This window comes from Anaerosporobacter faecicola (assembly GCF_012070565.1).
GTDB classification, from domain to species: Bacteria; Bacillota; Clostridia; order Lachnospirales; family Lachnospiraceae; genus Anaerosporobacter; species Anaerosporobacter faecicola.
Genome location: NZ_JAAQRO010000009.1, coordinates 21035 through 40734 on the forward strand (window position 1 = coordinate 21035; position 19700 = coordinate 40734).

Below are 19700 nucleotides of genomic sequence, written 5' to 3' on the forward strand. Positions count from 1 at the left end.
AAGAAGTACCTTTTCGGTGATATATATCAACCGCAAAGGTACTTCTTTTTCTTAGCATTTTTCTGGTTCTGGATATTCTACACCGAATGTATCGACAGTAACAGTTTTCATGATTTGGTCATATGTTGGACGATCAGAATAGTCTGTTTGTGTTTCTGCTATTTCATTAACAACGTCCATACCTTCTACAACTTTTCCGAATGCAGCGTATGCTCCATCTAAGTGAGGAGAATTCTGATGCATGATGAAGAATTGTGATCCTGCAGAATCTGGCATTTGAGAACGAGCCATTGAGATTACGCCTTCCGTATGTTTTAAGCTGTTATCAAAACCATTCATTGAGAATTCACCAGGGATGGAGTAACCAGGACCACCCATTCCTGTTCCATCTGGACAACCACCTTGAATCATGAAACCACGGATTACACGGTGGAAGATTAAACCATTATAGAACCCTTTTTTCACTAGAGAGATAAAATTATTAACGGTATTTGGTGCGATTTCAGGGTAAAGTTCAACTTTAATGATGCCACCAGTTTCTAATTCAATTGTAACGATAGGATTTTTTTCTGCCATTTTTGTTCCTTCTTTCTTATTAATATGATGTAAGTGTCAAAAGTAGATTTTGACACTTGGTGATGCACGAATGTTTCGTTGCTATGCAATTCCAACAATTCTAAAACTTTCGCAATCCGCGCAATTGCGTTACTTGCTTGTGCTCGAATCAAAAAATTTGATAACACTTTGATTCGATCGTCAAAAGGTATTTTAACGCTTTTCCTACATTTTCATACAAGTAGGAAGAACATTATTTTCGACTCTTGTATCAACGGCACGAATGACCTGACAAAATGCTCATATTAGCAAGTATTGATGTATATAACAAACATCTACCGAAGAATAATGGTAAGTGTGTGAAGTTGAGTATCCGTACTGATACATGATTAAACTACATCATAAAATGTAATTGAAAGCAATAGTCAGAAAATCACGCCATGTATATGATACTGGAAATAAGATGCATTGTCAAAGAAATTTATTGTTGGTTCTTCAGTTTCATGGTATGATGGTAAAGACGAAAACCAAACAGGTTAAGATAGATCGAGGAAGGTGTAGAAAAGAATGCAAGATAGAGAAAACTTTTTAGCAATGTTATCCGCAGTTGTGGATTTAGCAAAGACACAAGATAATGTAATTACAGTAGATGAGATTAAGGAACTGATGGATGATTCTACATTTACTCAAGAACAGATGGGGCACGTTTATGAATACCTTGCTGCGAATCAGATTCGTATTCAGGGCTATTTTCCGAATAAAAAGGAACTAGTGAAAACCGATGAAGAGAAGGATAATCTGGGACATGTAGTAGATGCAACAAATCAGAATGAGGAAGAAGGAACAGCTGCATTACGTGAACTTAAGGAACGGGAAGAAAAATTAGAGCAGGAAGAAGCTGCTTATATTACGATGTATCTTGAAGATTTAGCTACACTTGCTCCAGCTACCGAAGGAGAAATGGAAATTCTGATACAATCACTACAGTCTGGAAAACGTGCGGCGAAAGAAAGACTTCTGGAATTACATCTACAGCAAGTTGTTGATATTGCAAAAGAATATCAGGGGAAAGGTATCATTGTAGGGGATCTTATTCAAGAAGGAAATATTGGATTAATGACAGCCCTTGAGGAAATCTATACAGGTGAAACCCGCGTACCGACTGGTTCGATACGAGAAGTAATAGAATATATTCAAAGCCGTATTCGGGAAAGTATGGAATATGTGATCTATGAGCAAAGAGATTCCAAGATTCTAGAAAATCGTGTTGTGGAGAAGATTAACTTCATCGGAGAATGCATGAAGAAATTAGCGGAAGAATACGGAAGAGAAGCAACACTAGAAGAATTGGCTGAATTTGCGCAATTGGAAAAGGAAGAAGTTGCAGACTTAATTGAATTGGCAAAAGACGAACTGTCTACTTCAAAGAATAAGGACGAGAAGTCAGAGGAATAAGTTATCACTTCCTGTGTTTTTGTATGACTGTATTAAGTGGCTAATACAGTCATACAAAAGGAATGATATAGTAATAAATTTGAATTTTTTGTTTTGTATAAAAATTTTGAAAAATTCACTTGCATTTTAATTTTAACTATGGTATCATAACTTATGTCGAAAGCAGTTAAAAAACAGCACGACAGAATAAAGATGCCGGCATGTCGGAATGGCAGACGAGGCAGACTCAAAATCTGTTGCGGGCAACCGCGTGTGGGTTCAAGTCCCACTGCCGGCAGTATAATAAGAAGAACCGTATTCCTTTAGAAAACTAGTGGAATACGGTTTTTTGTATGAAAAGCCTTTTTAAAAGCCAAAGTTCGTGTTATTATAGTAGGTAGAGTAATCGCTGAATTGTTTTAGTCATTTTTTAACATATGACAGGAGGCAATAATATGACTTGTAAAGAAGCGCAAGGTCTAATTATGCCATATATCAATGACAAATTAGATGTGGATCAATTGGAAGAATTTTTAACACATATAGAACAATGTTCAGATTGTAAGGAAGAATTAGAAGTTTATTTTACGTTACTAACTGGTATGAAGCAGTTGGATGAAGATAAGAATCTATCAGGAAATCTTCATGTGGATTTTGAGAAATCTTTACATAAATCAGAGGAAAGAATTCGGAAAACTCGGTTAAACTATGTTAGGAAAAGGATGATTTATGTTATGATTTGTTTTGCTTTCTGCATTTTGGTAAATACAAATCAAGGAATATCAATGGATAAGGAGCCAGTTGAAGAGACGATTGAAGAAAGTTCCTACTATAATAAGTATTACTATTACATGGATAGACCGACGGTGTTAAAACAAGAGCTTCAAAAACACTATGATTCTATACTCGAATTCATTGCAAAACAGCAAGCGAATGAAATGAAGGAAATAGTATATCCTGGAAAACATGGTGAATAGAAAATGATTCGAGCACATAAAAGTGTGTAGCAATGATCGATTGCACAAGGAAAGGAATTTGTTAGAATGAGTGAAAAAATAGTCTTGATAGACGGAAACAGCATTATTAATCGTGCATTTTATGGTGTACCAGATTTGACGAATTCAGAAGGTATTCATACCAATGCTATATATGGGTTTATCAATATCATGTTGAAAATCCTTGATGAGGAGCAACCACAATATCTTACCGTGGCTTTTGACGTAAAGCATCCAACGTTTCGCCATGTCAAATATCCAGAATATAAAGGTACCAGAAAAGGAATGCCAGACGAATTACGGCAACAAGTGCCTCTACTAAAAGAAGTATTGCATGCCATGGGAATTCGTACAGTGGAACATGCAGGTTATGAAGCGGATGATATCTTAGGTACAATAGCAACAGACTGTAGTAAGAAGGGGATGAACGTTTCCTTAGTATCAGGGGATCGTGACTTATTGCAGCTTGCTTCTGATCAAGTAATGATTCGTATTCCAAAAACGAAACTAGGTGGTACGGAGATTGAGAATTATCATGTAGAAGAAGTAGTGGAAAAGTATCAGGTAACGCCTGCGCAGATTATTGATCTCAAAGGGTTGATGGGAGATGCTTCGGATAATATTCCAGGTGTACCAGGTATAGGAGAAAAAACTGCAACAAAAATCCTTCTTGCATTCTCGACAATTGAAAATGCTTTTGCACATATAGAAGAAGTGATGCCAAACAAAGCAAGAGAAAATTTGAGAGAACATTATGATATGGCGGTTCTTAGCAAAGATTTGGCTACAATTAAAGTTGATTGTGATCTTGATTATGAATTAAGTGAAGCGAAGATGCCAGCAATGTTTACACCAGAAGCATTTGAATTGTTTAAGAGATTTGAATTCAAGAGTTTACTAGGAAAGTTTGAGAAAGATGTTAGTAGAAATGACACAATAGAAGAAAAATTCATAACAATAGAAACAAAAGAGAAAGCGGAGAAATTATTTTCGGAAATTCTTAATTTGGAAAAGGGGAAAGAACGAAAAGACATCGGATTAGAGTCTCAGGAGGCGGATCATGTAGGACTTATGTTGGCTGTCAAGGAACATCAGGTGGTTGGAGTTTCTCTTACTTACACAGAACAACAGAGTTATTATCTTGCAGTAAATGATTCAATCACGGCGGAATATATCCTTGGACAGATTAATAAAATGATAGAAAATCAGCTTTTAATCAGTGTTATATCATTGAAAGAAGCTTTACCTTATATACAAGCGAATGAAGATAGTCTTATCTATGATATGGGCTTAGCTTCTTATGTAATGAATCCGCTAAAAGATACGTATGATTATGATGATATCGCAAGAGATTATCTTGGAATTACAGTGCCTTCAAAAGAAGAATTGTTTGGCAAAGGAAAAGACAAGGTAGAAGAAGTAGGCGAGGTATATCGAAATTATATTTGTTATCATAGTTATATAGCGTATCTGGCACTGGGAAAATTAAGTGCTGCCCTTGAAGAAACAAATTCTTTCGATTTGTTTGTTACCATTGAAATGCCATTAATCTATACGTTGTATGATATGGAAGTACGTGGAATTCATGTTAACAAAGATGCTCTTAAAGAATACGGAAATCAGTTGGAAGTACGAATTAAAGAATTAGAGAAGAGCATCTATGATCATGCAGGAGAAGAATTCAATATTAATTCACCAAAACAATTGGGCGTTATCTTATTTGAAAAACTGCATATGCCATTTGCTAAGAAAACGAAGACAGGGTACTCAACTTCTGCGGATGTACTAGAAAAATTACGTTGTGAAGATCCTGTGATTGATGAAATATTAGAGTACCGTCAATTAACAAAATTGAAATCTACGTATGCAGATGGGTTGGCAACATATATTGAAGAGGACCAAAGAATTCATGGGAAATTCAATCAAACCATAACAGCAACGGGAAGAATTAGCAGTACAGAACCAAATCTGCAGAATATACCAATTCGTATGGAACTCGGACGACAGATTCGTAAGGTATTTATTCCAGAGGAAGGCTATGTATTCCTTGATGCGGATTATTCACAGATTGAACTGCGTGTATTGGCGCATATGTCAAATGATGAAAGATTGATCGATGCATATAGACAGGAACAGGATATTCACAAGATCACGGCTTCACAAGTATTCCATACGCCATTGGATGAAGTGACAAGTGCACAACGTAGAGATGCGAAAGCTGTTAATTTTGGTATTGTATATGGAATTAGTTCCTTTGGATTAGGACAGGATCTTAACATAACCAAAAAAGAAGCGGATCAATATATTAAGAAATATTTCGCTACGTATCCAAAAGTAAAGGATTTCTTAGACCGTCAAGTAGAGGAAGGGAAGCAGAATGGATATGTAACTTCCTTATACAACCGTAGACGTCCAATACCAGAATTGCAATCAAGTAATTTCATGCAACGTTCATTTGGAGAACGAGTTGCTATGAATTCACCAATTCAGGGAACAGCAGCGGATATCATTAAGATTGCTATGATACGAACAAATCAGAAATTAAAGAACTTGAAGTTACGATCAAGATTATTATTGCAGATTCACGATGAATTATTGATTGAAACACATAAGGATGAAATTGAGCAAGTAGCAAAGATATTACAAGATGAAATGCAAGGTGCAGCAAATCTTTCTGTTCCATTAGAAGTGGAAGTGAAACAAGGAAGTAACTGGTACGAAGCAAAGTAAGAGGTTAAGAGATGAAGATTATTGGATTAATGGGAGGTGTCGGCAGCGGGAAATCCACCGTTGCTGATATCTTAAAAGAGGAATACCATGCGCATTTGATCATAACCGATGATATAGCAAGAGATTTATGTAATAAAGGACAGGAAAGTTATAATCGAATTGTTGCTTATTTTGGGAGAGAAATCTTAAAAGAAGATGGAGAGATTGATCGTAATAAATTAAGTGGAATCGTATTCAATAATGAAGAAAAGCTAAAGAAACTCAATTCATTTACGCATCCTCTTGTTAAAGAGTATGTGATCAGGGAAATTACGATGCTAAAAGATAGGAATGCAAGGGCTGTAACAGAGGAAAAAGAAGAACCAGTTCCTTATCTTGTGATTGAAACGGCATTGCTAATCGATGCTGGCTATCGTGAACTGTGTGATGAAGTTTGGTATGTGGCAGTGGATGAAAACATTCGAAAAGAACGACTTATAAAGAGCCGTGGATATACGGAAGAAAAGATTATGGCAATTCTAAAAAATCAGATGAGTGATACGGATTTTAGTGACAATTGCGACATTATATTATATAATAATGGTAACTTATCTATTTTAAGGGAGCAGATACAGTTTTTACTAGTTTCGAATTAAGAATTATGCTATAATGAAATTAGATTAATGAAAATGACCAAGCAAATATTTGGAAAAAGGTTACTAAAAGATACTAAAATGCACGATCCTGGGGGCAACATTCAAATGGAACAAACAAGATATCCAAAACATATGGTATTCGGATTAGATATCGGAACAAGAAGTATTGTGGGTACAGTGGGTTATCGAGAAAATGAACATAATTTTACTGTAGCGGCTATCTGTGTAAAGGAACATGAAACGAGGGCAATGTTAGATGGGCAGATTCATGACATTGGAAAAGTAGCAGAATCCATTTCTTATATTAAAAGAGAATTGGAGAAGGAATTAAATGTTACACTTACCGATGTATGTATTGCAGCTGCAGGTCGTGTTCTAAAAACAGTAACAGTGAATGCAGAATATGAATTTCAAACAGAAACTACTGTGACAGACGTACATATTCATTCATTGGATTTGTTGGCTGTTGAAAAAGCGTATGATCAGATTCGAGAAGAGATGCAACATGAGGATAATGATATTGATTTTTATTGTGTTGCATATACTCCGGTACACTATTATCTGAATGATTATCCAATCATGAAATTAGATGACCATAAAGCAAGTAAGATTAGCGTAGAGTTACTTGCAACATTTTTACCAGAAGAGGTGATAGACGGGCTATATAGTGCAGTAGAGAAAGCGGGATTACAGGTTGCGAATATGACATTAGAGCCAATTGCAGCGATTAATGTAGCAATTCCAGAAAAGTTTCGAATGCTGAATATCGCATTAGTTGATGTAGGAGCAGGAACGTCCGATATTTCAATTACAAGAGATGGAAGTATCATTGCTTATGGAATGATACCATATGCGGGAGATGAACTAACAGAAACAATTATGCATCGGTATTTGGTAGAATTTGCAGTTGCAGAGAAGATCAAGCTCGCTTGTTTGAAGAAAAAGAGTATTTCATATAAGGATATTATGGGGATTTCTCATAAAATATCAACAGATGAAGTTAAGGCTGTGGTAAAAGATACAGTTTCATTCATTACAAAGAATGTAGCGGATAAGATTATTGAATTAAATGGTGGAAAATCCGTTAGTGCTGTATTTGTAGTAGGTGGTGGAGGTAAGATTCCTGGTTTTGTTAATTCTTTAGCAGAGAATCTGGATTTACCAGATGATCGAGTAGCACTTCGAGGAGAAGAAGTGTTAGGAGAAGTACAATTCTTGCCAGCAAACATTAAAAAGGATCCGTTGCTTGTGACACCAATTGGTATATGTCTCAATTATTATGAACATAAGAATAATTTCATTTTTGTTCATGTGAATGGAGAACGGATCAAATTATATGATAATAATAAATTATCAATTGTTGATGCAGCAATTCAATATGGCTTGCCAAATGAAAAATTGTTCCCACGCCGAGGTAGAGAGATCCGTTATACAGTCAATGGACAGGCAAGAATGGTTCGAGGAGCATTAGGAGAGGCAGCAGTTGTTAAATTAAATGGAAAAGAAGTTGGAATCAATGCTCCAATTGCTCAGAATGATCGAATAGAAATCACGGAATCTACCATTGGAGAGGCAGCAGAGTTATACATTAATCAAATTGCAGAGTATAAGAGTACGATTGAATTCTTATTTAATAACAAGAAGATTGTATGTCCGAAGTTTGTAATGGTTAATCATGAGTTGGAATCTGAATTTTATTCCATACAAGATGAAGATGCGATTGAAATATTAAATTATTATACACTAGATCAGGTTTTAGCATTTATGGATTTACCATACCAAGATGAAATCAAAGTGAATAATGTTTATGCAAGTATTGATGATAAAGTATATGAGAATTTTTCAATTACGTATGATACAAATGATGATGGAAGCCTTCGTAATCTTGATGTGAATAAGATTGCATCTTCGCAAGAAGGTATAACTGCTCTTTCTAAGAGCGATGAGAACACCGAGCAGACATTTTCCTCAATGAAATCAGAAACTGGGAAAGAAATTATGAACAGTTTAAATGAAATCAAGACGACCAATGAAGAGATTCATGTATTGGTGAATGGGCAACGAATCACATTGAAAGGAAAAGAAAGATATATCTTTGTTGATATCTTAGATTTTTATGAATTCGATATGACCGTTGCGAAAGGGACGACATTAATACTGAAAGTAAATAATCAATCGGCAGATTTTTCAAGTGCCATTGAGAATGAGGATGTAATTGATTTGTATTGGGAGGAATAAGTCGTGGTATTAAACAAAAAAATCGTTACACAAAAGAAGTATTCACAATTACATAGGTATTTGGTTGCATTTTTTCTTGTTTATTTGATGGAACGATACGCGCAATCTAATTCGAAAGGATATATTTTGCCATTTGCCGTTATTCTACCGGTATTTTTGGCAGATTTTATACTTGCTGTTAAAGATTACTTTAATAATCGAAAGATTCTTTATGTCTTACGATTTATTCAGATTACAATTGCAACAGGATATGCGATAATAGCGGAATTCCCGTATAACATGGCAATAGCTATTCTTTGCCTCGTGTTGTTTTTTGCTGAATATATTATGGCATTTGATTATGAAGATGTCTATTATCGTACCATAGCTATTGCAACAGGTGCCATACCACCTGCTGTAATGCTAATCATTGATGCAATAGTAGCACAAAAAATCAAAGATCGTTTATTCCCACTTGCATGTGTATTCTTAATCCTTATTATCTTTATAAGTTTTGTAGTCACGTTATATGCAAAAGCGGTAAACGAATATAATTTTCAAGTGTTTGCCAAATCTAGATTAATTGAAGATGTAAACCAGACGAATGAGGATTTACGAATCAATCAGGAAAAGGTAAAAAAGTCCAATGAATTATTGGGAATGCAGAAAGTAAAACTTGAACAGGCGTATAAAGAAATCAATAGTATCAATAATGAGATGATGATCCAGAATGAAATTGTCAAATATATCTCGTCCTCTTTGGACATTGAGAATCTTATGACTTTAATCACGGAATCTGTTCTAGAGGGAATGGGTTTGGATACTTGTATTCTAGTTTTAAACCAGACCGAGGATCAAAATGTCAAATACAAAGCTCGTACGAAGTATGGAATGAACGAGGATAAAGAATTTGGTGAGTTGATTAAGAAAGGCCATTTCAATCGTTATCTTGCAGATTCCAAAGTATTTGTAGATAATGATGTGGAAGCACAGAAATATGCATTGCCTACCAAAAGTGATGCAGGATCCTTACTTATGGTACCGTTAATCAAGAATGAGAACCAAATTGGATTGATGATCGTTACTCATGCAAAAAAGGATTATTTCACTTCAAATGTTGGATTTTTCGAAGGTATTGTAGCACAATTTTTAGTTGCTATTGATAATGCTAATTTATATGCAAAGATGGAACGTATGGCGACACATGATGGTTTAACAGGAATCTATAATCGTGGACATTTGACAAAACGTTTCAATGAATTCTTGAATGCTTCAATCTTGAATAAAACATCATTGACCGTTGCCTTATTTGATATTGATAAGTTTAAAAAGGTAAATGATAGTTATGGACATCTGTTTGGTGATGTAGTGATTAAGACCATTGCTTCTTTGGCAAAAGAAGTAGCAGATGATAATAATGCAATTGTAGGCCGTTACGGCGGGGAAGAATTTGTTATTGTATTCCCTAATCGAGGACTTGATGATTCATTAAAGTTAGTAGAAGATTTACATAAACGTATAAGAGATACGGAATTAATACATAACGGAGAATCTATTCATATTAATACTAGTATTGGTATCACCTCTTATCCAGAAACTTGTAAGAATCCAAGTGAATTATTGAATCGTGCTGACTGGGCAATGTATTATTCAAAACAAAATGGTAGAGGAAGAGTTACGATTGATAGTGATTTCATTCGTGAATCGGTTCTTCTTAAATAATGAATGGCAAGATGCAGAGTGGATTATTAGTCGCTGTAGTTTGCTTCAAAGGAAAGCAAGAAAGAGCTGTCGTAGGAAGGAGGCTTTTTCTTGCTTTTGTCGAAATTTTAGTAGATTAATGTGATAAGGTGTGTTATAATGTCATAGATTTGTTAAGAAATTGTACAAGTAGTAGCAATCCAGTAGTAACTTGATTGCTTAGAATAAAAAGAAAGATAGGTTAAGCATGAATTTATGTAGTATTGCAAGCGGAAGTAGTGGAAATTGTATATATGTTGGAAACTCCAATACCAATATTCTGGTGGACGCCGGAATTAGTAAGAAGAGGATTGAGGAAGGATTATGTAGTGTTGATGTGAATCCGGAAAAGCTAGATGGAATCCTGATTACTCATGAACATTCGGATCATGTGTGTGGAATCGGTGTTATGGCTCGTAAATATCACATGCCAATCTATGGTACAGTAGAGACCATTGCAGCAATGTTGAAAACAAAAGGGGTAGGTCGTATTCCAGAAGACTGTTTTCGATATATTCAGCCTGACCAGTCTTTTATGATCAACGATATACAAGTGAATCCATTTTCTATTTCTCATGATGCCAGTAACCCCGTGTGCTACACGTTTCAGGCGGATGGGCATAAGGTTGGAGTTGCAACAGACCTTGGCAAATATGATGAATATATTGTTTCGCAGCTAACAGATTCAGAGATTTTATTATTAGAAGCGAATCATGATGTGAACATGTTACAGGTTGGGGCATATCCATATTATCTAAAACGTCGAATCCTAGGGGACAAAGGACATCTATCCAATGAAAATTCCGGCAGATTAATCCATACTTTGTTGCATGATAAGATGAAGTATGTATTTTTAGGTCATCTAAGCAAAGAAAATAATTTTCCAGAACTTGCTTATGAAACAGTAAAATATGAAGTAGAAGCAGACGAGAATGAATTAGCAAGGTCCGTTCGTATCCAGGTTGCAAACAGAGATATTCCATCTGAGTTTGTGTCTGTATAGGTAGTGGTGACAATATGCAATACGTAGTATCATAAGCGTCACAAGAAAATTTGGCGTTTATGATACTACGTATTGCTATGCGCTTTGTGCTCTCGCAATATAGAAACATATTAATATTATAAACTGGAGGAGATTCAAGATGAAAAAGACAATTATTACAGTGGTAGGAAAAGATAGCGTAGGAATTATCGCAAGAGTTTGTTCATATTTGGCAAATAATAAGATTAATATTTTAGATATTTCACAAACGATTGTCCAAGGCTATTTTAACATGATGATGATTGTTGATATGAATGAAGCGCCAAAAAAATTCGATGAAGTAGCAGGTGAAATGGAACAAATCGGCGAGGAGATCGGAGTAATCGTTAAGGTACAACATGAAGATATCTTTGATATGATGCACAGACTATAAGAATGACCAATAGGAACGAAGTGGGATTAGCACAGATAGAAAGGATCAAATCGTATGATAAACATTAATGAAGTAATAGAAACCAATAAAATGATCGAGCAGGAAAATCTGGATGTAAGAACCATCACTTTGGGTATCAGTCTGCTTGATTGTATTGATAGTGATCTAACGCAATTGAATAAGAAAATCTATGATAAGATCACAACAGTAGCCAAGGATCTTGTATCTACAGGAAAAGAAATTGAACGTGAATATGGTATTCCGATTGTAAATAAAAGAATCTCCATTACACCAATTGCCTTAATTGGTGGAGCAGCATGTAAGAGTTCTGAAGATTTTGTATCCATTGCAAAAACATTAGATGAAGCTGCAAAAAAAGTAGGAGTAAACTTCATTGGTGGTTATTCTGCTCTTGTGTCAAAAGGTATGACAAAGAGCGATGAAATGTTGATTCGTTCCATACCACAAGCATTGGCTCAGACAGAGAGAATCTGTAGTTCCATTAATGTTGGTTCAACAAAAACGGGAATCAACATGGATGCAGTAAAATTAATGGGCGAAATTATTGTCGAAACAGCAGAATATACAAAAGAACAAGATTCTTTAGGTTGTGCAAAACTAGTAGTATTTTGTAATGCACCAGATGATAATCCATTTATGGCAGGAGCATTCCATGGTGTTACAGAGTCAGATGCCATTATTAATGTTGGTGTTAGTGGACCAGGAGTTGTTAAGAAAGCGTTGGAGAGTGTACGTGGTGCTGATTTTGGTACACTTTGCGAAACAATTAAGAAGACGGCATTCAAGATTACTAGAGTTGGTCAATTAGTAGCATTAGAAGCTTCTAAGAGATTACAGATTCCATTTGGGATCGTTGACTTATCATTAGCGCCAACGCCAGCAGTTGGAGACAGTGTTGCAGAAATCTTTGAAGAGATCGGTTTAGAATATGCAGGAGCACCTGGTACAACAGCTGCACTTGCTTTGTTAAATGACCAAGTAAAGAAAGGTGGCGTTATGGCATCTTCCTATGTTGGTGGATTAAGTGGGGCTTTCATTCCAGTAAGTGAAGACCAAGGAATGATTAATGCAGTGGAAGCAGGAATGCTTACACTTGAAAAACTAGAAGCAATGACTTGCGTATGTTCCGTTGGCTTGGATATGATTGCAATACCTGGAGATACGAAAGCAACAACAATCTCAGGTATTATTGCAGATGAGATGGCAATTGGTATGGTAAATCAGAAAACAACAGCAGTTCGTTTGATACCTGTAATTGGTAAGAAAGTAGGGGACAATGCAGAATTTGGTGGTCTTCTTGGACATGCCCCAATTATGCCAGTCAATCAGGCAAACTGTGATCGCTTTGTAAATCGTGGTGGTAGAATCCCAGCTCCAATCCATAGTTTTAAAAATTAATTGTATATTTACACACTATATATGTTTGTGAGTTTTATTTCATAGCATTAACTTGAATTTCAAACAGTTTACTATATAAAAAGGACGATTATCTACTCTTTTTTGAGAAGAAGAGAGCGATAATCGTTCTTTTTCCTATCTTTAAAACAGTCTCTTCGAATGTTCTTGAATTTTCAATTTGATAATAATATAATGATATAAGGGTCAAATGGTATTTTGCCCTTATGATACTACGTATTGCTACATATTTGGTGTTTTTACAATACGAAAACCTTGTATCATATAGTAAAAAACAGGTATACTAATTATAGCGTTTTGATTAGTGAAATAGAGATTGATGTGAATACTTACCTGTCGTTTATTTTAGTAAGGTTGTCCAAAATGTTGAAAAAGCAAAAGATTGTGAGGAATTAGAATGAGTAATGTATTAGCTGGAATTGATTACAAGAATATTTTTAAATATTTTGAAGAAATTAGTGCGATACCAAGAGGTTCTGGTAATATGGAAGCAATCAGTAATTACTTGGTTGAGTTTGCAAAAGAACATAAGATTCAATATATACAAGATGAAGTGCGTAACGTGATTATGATCAAAGAAGCAACAGCGGGTTATGAAGATGCTCCTGCAGTTATCATACAAGGTCATATGGATATGGTTTGTGAGAAGGAATCTTGGAGTGATCATGATTTTGAAAAAGATGGATTAGAACTGATCATAGATGGTGACTATATACGTGCCAATGGAACAACTTTAGGAGGAGATAATGGAGTTGCGGTAGCTTATGCATTGGCAATTTTATCTGACGATACATTAAAACACCCAAGATTAGAGGTAATTATAACTACAGATGAAGAAACGGGAATGGATGGTGTCATTGGACTTGATGCGACTCCTTTCAAGGCAAAATACATGTTAAACCTTGATTCGGAAGATGAAGGAGTTATTCTTTGTAGTTCGGCAGGTGGGTTATCAGGAACAATTACATTGCCATTGCATTGGGAAGAAGTTTCACAGGATACAAAGACGCTTTCTGTTATGGTTACCGGATTACAAGGTGGACATTCGGGAGCAGAGATTCATAAGAATCGAACCAATGCAAACGTAATGCTTGGTAGAATCTTAGTGGAATTGAAAAAAACACAGGACTTTGCACTTGGAGACATTCATGGTGGTAATAAACACAATGCCATTCCAAGAGAAGCAGTTGCTACAATTGTGGTTCCTAGTGGAAATGTACAAACTGTACAATATACAATAAAAGAAATTGCAGATGTGATCAAAAAAGAACTAACGACAAGTGAACCAGATGTTGCTGTTGAAGTAACAGAATGCAATGAAAACTGTAAAAAGACAGTAACAAAAGAAGAACGTGATAAGATCTTATTCCAATTAGTAGTTGCCCCATATGGTGTTCTTGTAATGAGTTCTGATATGGATGGATTGGTTGAGAGTTCTGTAAACATGGGAATCTTATGCATGTCAACAGAAGCAGTACAATTCCATTATTCAGTACGTAGTTCCTTGAACTCTTACAAACATTATGTTTCAGATCAGTTGGCATTACTTGCAGAGAATATAGGTGCTAGTTATCTTATGGACGGTGAATATCCTGCATGGGAATACAAAAAGGAATCTCAATTCCGTTCCTTATTGATTGATGTATTCAAGAAACAGTACAATCGAGAACCTGAGGTTACTGCAATTCACGCTGGCTTAGAATGTGGTATCATATCAGAAAAGATTGAGGGAATTGATATTGTATCCATTGGACCAGATATGGCGGATATCCATACACCAAAGGAACGTTTGGGTATTAGTTCAACGAAACGAGTTTATGATTACGTTGTAGCAGTATTAGAAGCAATACACTAAAAACAATTAAGCGAGGAATAGAGTGAAGAAAAAACATTTGTATCGACTGCTTTTGTTTGATCTGATCGCACTTGCTGTCATATTTGTTGCAGTTGTTTGGATTCGTCTGGATGTATCTTTTCAGATACAAAACGGAAAAACTGAAGAGATTGATCTTGTGTTTACACAAACACTTTCTCAGAAGATAGAGATTCTTTCAAGAGAGTCTCTATCTTCCCTTGTAAAAGAATCCCTTCCATTGTTATTGGCACAAGCAAATGAATCAGAAGAAAATGATTCAACAGAAGCAAATAAATCAACACAAGAGGTGGAATCAGATGAAAATAATGATTCCTTTGATGAAATACATATGACATTTACAGGAGATGTCTTATTCTCAGCGTCTCCTTTGAACAAATATGATTCTGGTGGTGGAATTACTTCTATCTTGTCAGAAGATTTATTGCAAAAGATGAAGGAAGCAGACGTGACAATGGTAAATCTGGAGTTCCCATTTAGTAATAGAGGAACACAGATGAAGGATAAACAATATACCTTTCGAGCAGACCCAGCCAGGTGTTCGATATTAAACGAAATGGGAGTGGACGTGGTTTCCCTTGCCAATAATCATACATTAGATTTTGGAACGGATGCTTTGCTTGATACGCTTACAACATTAGAAGAATATAAGATTGAGTCTGTTGGAGCTGGACAAGATCTGGAAGAGGCGAAACAGCCAGTTTCCATGGAAGTTGGTGGACGAAAACTTGCCTTTTTAGGTGCTTCAAGAGTAATTCCAGTGACGGAATGGAATGCAACAGCATATGGACCTGGTCTATTCACAACCTATGATCCAACACTACTCCTAGAGGAAATCAAAGCGACAAAAGAAAACAATGATTTTGTAGTTGTTTATGTACACTGGGGGATTGAAAAGAACGATAAACCAGAGGAATATCAGCGTACTATGGCACAACAATACATTGATGCAGGAGCTGACTTAGTGATTGGAAGTCATCCACATGTTCTGCAAGGAATCGAATATTATAAGGGAAAACCAATCGTATATAGCCTTGGAAATTATGTGTTTGGTCATACGATCAATCAAACTGTATTATTAGAAGTTACCATCAACAAAGAAAATACATGTAATTTACGTGTAATACCATGCGAAGCACAAGATGCTTATACCCATTCAATACAAGCAGGGGAGAAAAGCAAACAATTCTATCAATATTATGAAGATATATCCTTTGGTATCAAAGTGGATGAAAGTGGGAATATTATAAGAAACTAGAAGAAAATTTCTATTGGGTATTTTCATCTATTGACAAGATATGATATAATGTGTTGAATGCGTGTTAGCAATACATAATTAGCATAGGAGTTATGAGAATGAGAGATAACGAAAATAATAATGATTTAAATACAGCGGATGAGGATTTGCTCAATGACATTACCAATTCATTAGCCAATCAGATCAGGCAGGAATATGAACAATCCGCAGAATCAGAGAATACCTTTGAACCTATTGAGGAAGAGGCTATACCTAAGAAGAAACGATTTCCTCGTTGGCTTAAGGTGTTAACAATCATATTTTCCGTAATAATGGTGCTAACCATTGGAGGAATGTATGTTTTGAGCAGCTATTTGGACCGAATTAATTATACAGATTGGAGTGATACGGAACAATTAGCAGAGGAGTTTGATAAGGATGATGTTTCTGGATTGGATACAGTTGATCCGAATAGTATTGATTTGAATAGTAGTGATACCCTTCGTACAGACAAAGATGTAATTAATGTATTACTCGTAGGAGAAGAGGCGATTAATGATGGTGGTTCAAGAGGACGTACAGATAGTATGATGATTGCAACCATTAATACATCTCAAAAATCATTAAAACTCACATCAATCATGCGTGATTTATATGTTGCTATTCCAGGTTATAGTGATAACAAACTGAATGCGGCATACCATAATGGTGGAATGCCATTATTAAAACAAACCATCGAGAATAATTTTGATATTGAATTGGATGGATCTGTTTTAGTTAATTTTAGTGGATTTGAACAGATTATTGACCGATTAGGTGGTGTTGAAATTACCTTATCCTCAAGTGAAGCTTCTTATCTAAATAGAACGAACTATATATCCAATCCTAGATACCGTAATGTAATTGCTGGTAAACAAACATTGAATGGAAACCAAGCACTTGGTTATTCTCGAATCCGTTATGTTAAGACTGAAACAGAGCGGGATGACTTTGGTAGAACATCAAGACAGAGAACCGTTCTAAATGCCATCTTTGACAAGTACAAATCCAAGTCGTTACCAGAATTAGTTACAATCTTATATGATATTCTTCCGTTAGTAACGACGGATATTGATAAATCCACAATCATGGATTATATGACAACAGTAGTAACGCTTGGTGTGACTGAGTTGGAAACGATGCGTATTCCTGTAGATAATGCGTATAGTAATAGTAGTGTACGCGGTATGTCTGTTTTATTACCAAATAGTTTACAAGATAATATTAATGCATTGCATACATTTATCTTCGGAACTGATGAAAGTACGTACACGGAAACAAATGGTGTGAATGGTACAACAGATAATACAAGTTCGACGAATACAAATGGAACATCGAGTACTACAACAGATGGAGTTAGTACACAACCATAAATAGACGGCTTTTTATCCAAAATGGAGCAAACAAAGCGTGTTGCACAGGAGGATAAAAAGTCGTTTTTGTCGTTATGTTCTAAAAAACTTCCCTGCACATATATTATGAGTAGCCCGACAATTGCGTATGCAAGTTGTGAGGCATGCAAAATATGTTAGGACGACGGCGCCAATTTGAACCCATCTCAGGTAGCATAGATGGCGAATTCCTTGTGTTCGTCCTTGTAGACTGGGGGAGTGAATGTTGAAGCAGAGGAAAGCTTTTTTGATGGTTGTGACCATCGCTTTCTTAGCATGTATGAACACATTTTTATACAACTACGTTCAAACAGCGATTTCCTATCAGAAGCTATTACATCAATTGCAAGAAATGAAGATGGATATGGAACTGTTTCGGAATATGGCGTTCACAGAAGAATCACTTCAAACAATCTTGGATAAGAAAATGGATGATAATGCTTCATATGAGATGGCATCCATGACAATGCTAATAAACCGATATGTCTGTGACCAGGAGGCATTACAATGTTCGAAACAACTATCTGAGCATGTACGACAGGAGCTAGAACAAACACAACTATACCAAGATCTATATGAACGATATCAATTGCTACTGTCAGATCTAGTGTACTTCCCTGTACCATTGGATTGGAAGGGTAACTATACGACTAGTTATGATGATTCTTGGAATGCAGCAAGGACATATGGTGGAAATCGAAGACATGAGGGAACGGATATAATGGCAAATACCAATATACGAGGTATTTACCCCATTATCAGCGTGTCCGATGGTGTGGTTGAACAAAAGGGCTGGTTAGAACAAGGTGGATATCGAATAGGTATACGCAGCAAGCATGGAGCGTATTTTTATTACGCACATTTGTATTCTTATGCACCGGATCTTTCCGTTGGGGATACCGTCTATGCGGGACAGCTTCTTGGATTTATGGGTGATACGGGATATAGTAAAATTGAGGGAACGACAGGTAATTTCGATGTGCATCTGCACTTTGGAATCTATTACATGGAGGGAGAGGAAGAGGTAAGTGTGAATCCATATTACATACTGAAGTATTTGGAAAAGTATACATTGACCTATTCCTATGGTGAGTAATATTGGGGATACAGTTTTATATACTTCTGTGTTATAATAAAAGTACGTAAAGAAAGGTAAGGTGAGGTCTATGGAGATACAATTATGGAGAGAAATATTAGACCCATATGTACTGGCGGTAGATGAGTTGGTGGTCAAATTCAACCATATTATCGCAGAATATCGCAATGCAGGTGAATATTCCCCAATTGAACAAGTGAATGGTAGGGTAAAGAAGATATCCAGTATCTTAGAGAAGGCACAGAAGAAAAAGATACCGTTTGAAAATATAGAAGATCAGATTGAAGACATTGCAGGAATTCGTATTATTTGTCAATTTGTTGAAGATATAGATAAAGTTGTTGAATTGATCAAAGGCAGAAATGATATGCAGATCAAAGTAATCAAAGACTATATTAGTCATCAGAAAGATAGTGGTTATAGAAGTTATCATTTGATCATTTATTATACAGTACAGACCTTACATGGTCCAAAACGATTGCAAGCGGAGATACAGATTCGTACACTTGCAATGAATTTCTGGGCAACGATTGAACATTCCTTACAATATAAGTACAAGCATAATATGCCACAACATATTAAAGATCGTTTGTGGAGAGCATCGGAAGCTATCATCGTATTGGATGAGGAGATGTCGTCTGTACGAGATGAGATTATGGATGCGCAGAATTCCTTCCGCATTAAGGCGAGTGTGGTGTCGGATATCTTGACAAATATTCAAAACTTGTATAAAGTAGCAAATCAGAGAGAAGTAGTAAAGATCCAAGATGAGTTCTTGCGGATCTATCAAAGTGGAAATCTAGAACAATTGGAACGTTTTAATAAAGAATTAGATATCATATCAGAAGGATATCGAGCACAAAGTTTAAATTAAGTACAATGCCTGTAAAAGCAGGCGGTTAGGAG

At 35.8% G+C, this 19700-nt stretch carries 15 protein-coding genes and 1 tRNA gene; 15 read left to right on the forward strand and 1 reads right to left on the reverse strand.

Translation table 11 applies throughout. The features are described from left to right. Positions 1 to 51: 51 nt before the first annotated feature. Entirely contained in the window at positions 52 to 576 is a 525-nt protein-coding gene (locus tag HBB17_RS04850) for a peptidylprolyl isomerase (RefSeq protein WP_167956272.1), read from the reverse strand. 546 nt (positions 577 to 1122) lie between these two features. Between HBB17_RS04850 and HBB17_RS04855 the strand changes: the two genes are divergently transcribed. The 15 genes from HBB17_RS04855 (at position 1123) to HBB17_RS04925 (ending at position 19668) form a co-directional block, all read left to right on the forward strand. After that, positions 1123 to 2010 carry a sigma-70 domain-containing protein gene (locus HBB17_RS04855; protein ID WP_167956274.1) on the forward strand — a complete coding sequence of 296 codons (888 nt, stop codon included), beginning with the start codon at positions 1123 to 1125 and terminating at the stop codon, positions 2008 to 2010. 194 nt (positions 2011 to 2204) lie between these two features. After that, positions 2205 to 2287: transfer RNA gene (locus tag HBB17_RS04860), tRNA-Leu, on the forward strand. A gap of 157 nt (positions 2288 to 2444) precedes the next feature. Further along, on the forward strand, positions 2445 to 2966 hold the full coding sequence (locus HBB17_RS04865; protein ID WP_167956276.1) for an anti-sigma factor family protein: 522 nt from the start codon (positions 2445 to 2447) through the stop codon (positions 2964 to 2966). A 66-nt stretch (positions 2967 to 3032) separates the two neighbouring features. Beyond that, a complete protein-coding gene (polA, locus tag HBB17_RS04870; RefSeq protein ID WP_167956278.1) occupies positions 3033 to 5714 on the forward strand; it encodes a DNA polymerase I in 2682 nt (893 codons plus the stop codon). An 11-nt stretch (positions 5715 to 5725) separates the two neighbouring features. Beyond that, positions 5726 to 6349, forward strand: coding sequence for a dephospho-CoA kinase (gene coaE / locus HBB17_RS04875; protein ID WP_167956280.1), 624 nt, complete (start codon positions 5726 to 5728; stop codon positions 6347 to 6349). A 105-nt stretch (positions 6350 to 6454) separates the two neighbouring features. Further along, positions 6455 to 8587, forward strand: coding sequence for a cell division protein FtsA (locus tag HBB17_RS04880; RefSeq protein ID WP_167956282.1), 2133 nt, complete (start codon positions 6455 to 6457; stop codon positions 8585 to 8587). Between the two features lie 3 nt (positions 8588 to 8590). Next, on the forward strand, positions 8591 to 10288 hold the full coding sequence (locus HBB17_RS04885; RefSeq protein ID WP_167956284.1) for a sensor domain-containing diguanylate cyclase: 1698 nt from the start codon (positions 8591 to 8593) through the stop codon (positions 10286 to 10288). Between the two features lie 226 nt (positions 10289 to 10514). After that, positions 10515 to 11309 (forward strand): MBL fold metallo-hydrolase, encoded by a 795-nt coding sequence (locus tag HBB17_RS04890; protein ID WP_167956286.1) that lies wholly within the window; start codon positions 10515 to 10517, stop codon positions 11307 to 11309. A gap of 139 nt (positions 11310 to 11448) precedes the next feature. Beyond that, positions 11449 to 11721, forward strand: coding sequence for an ACT domain-containing protein (locus HBB17_RS04895; RefSeq protein WP_167956287.1), 273 nt, complete (start codon positions 11449 to 11451; stop codon positions 11719 to 11721). A 54-nt stretch (positions 11722 to 11775) separates the two neighbouring features. Continuing rightward, the gene (locus HBB17_RS04900; protein WP_167956288.1) at positions 11776 to 13140 is read left to right on the forward strand and encodes a PFL family protein; all 1365 of its coding nucleotides are present in this window, start codon (positions 11776 to 11778) and stop codon (positions 13138 to 13140) included. A 415-nt stretch (positions 13141 to 13555) separates the two neighbouring features. After that, positions 13556 to 15013, forward strand: coding sequence for an aminoacyl-histidine dipeptidase (locus HBB17_RS04905; protein ID WP_167956289.1), 1458 nt, complete (start codon positions 13556 to 13558; stop codon positions 15011 to 15013). 22 nt (positions 15014 to 15035) lie between these two features. Beyond that, positions 15036 to 16289, forward strand: coding sequence for a CapA family protein (locus HBB17_RS04910; RefSeq protein WP_238483673.1), 1254 nt, complete (start codon positions 15036 to 15038; stop codon positions 16287 to 16289). A gap of 98 nt (positions 16290 to 16387) precedes the next feature. Then, positions 16388 to 17680: an LCP family protein gene (locus tag HBB17_RS04915; protein ID WP_167956291.1), complete on the forward strand. Its 1293-nt coding sequence runs from the start codon at positions 16388 to 16390 to the stop codon at positions 17678 to 17680. 241 nt (positions 17681 to 17921) lie between these two features. Continuing rightward, a complete protein-coding gene (locus tag HBB17_RS04920; RefSeq protein ID WP_238483674.1) occupies positions 17922 to 18794 on the forward strand; it encodes a M23 family metallopeptidase in 873 nt (290 codons plus the stop codon). Between the two features lie 70 nt (positions 18795 to 18864). Next, the gene (locus HBB17_RS04925) at positions 18865 to 19668 is read left to right on the forward strand and encodes a GTP pyrophosphokinase (RefSeq protein WP_167956293.1); all 804 of its coding nucleotides are present in this window, start codon (positions 18865 to 18867) and stop codon (positions 19666 to 19668) included. The last annotated feature ends 32 nt before the right edge of the window (positions 19669 to 19700 follow it).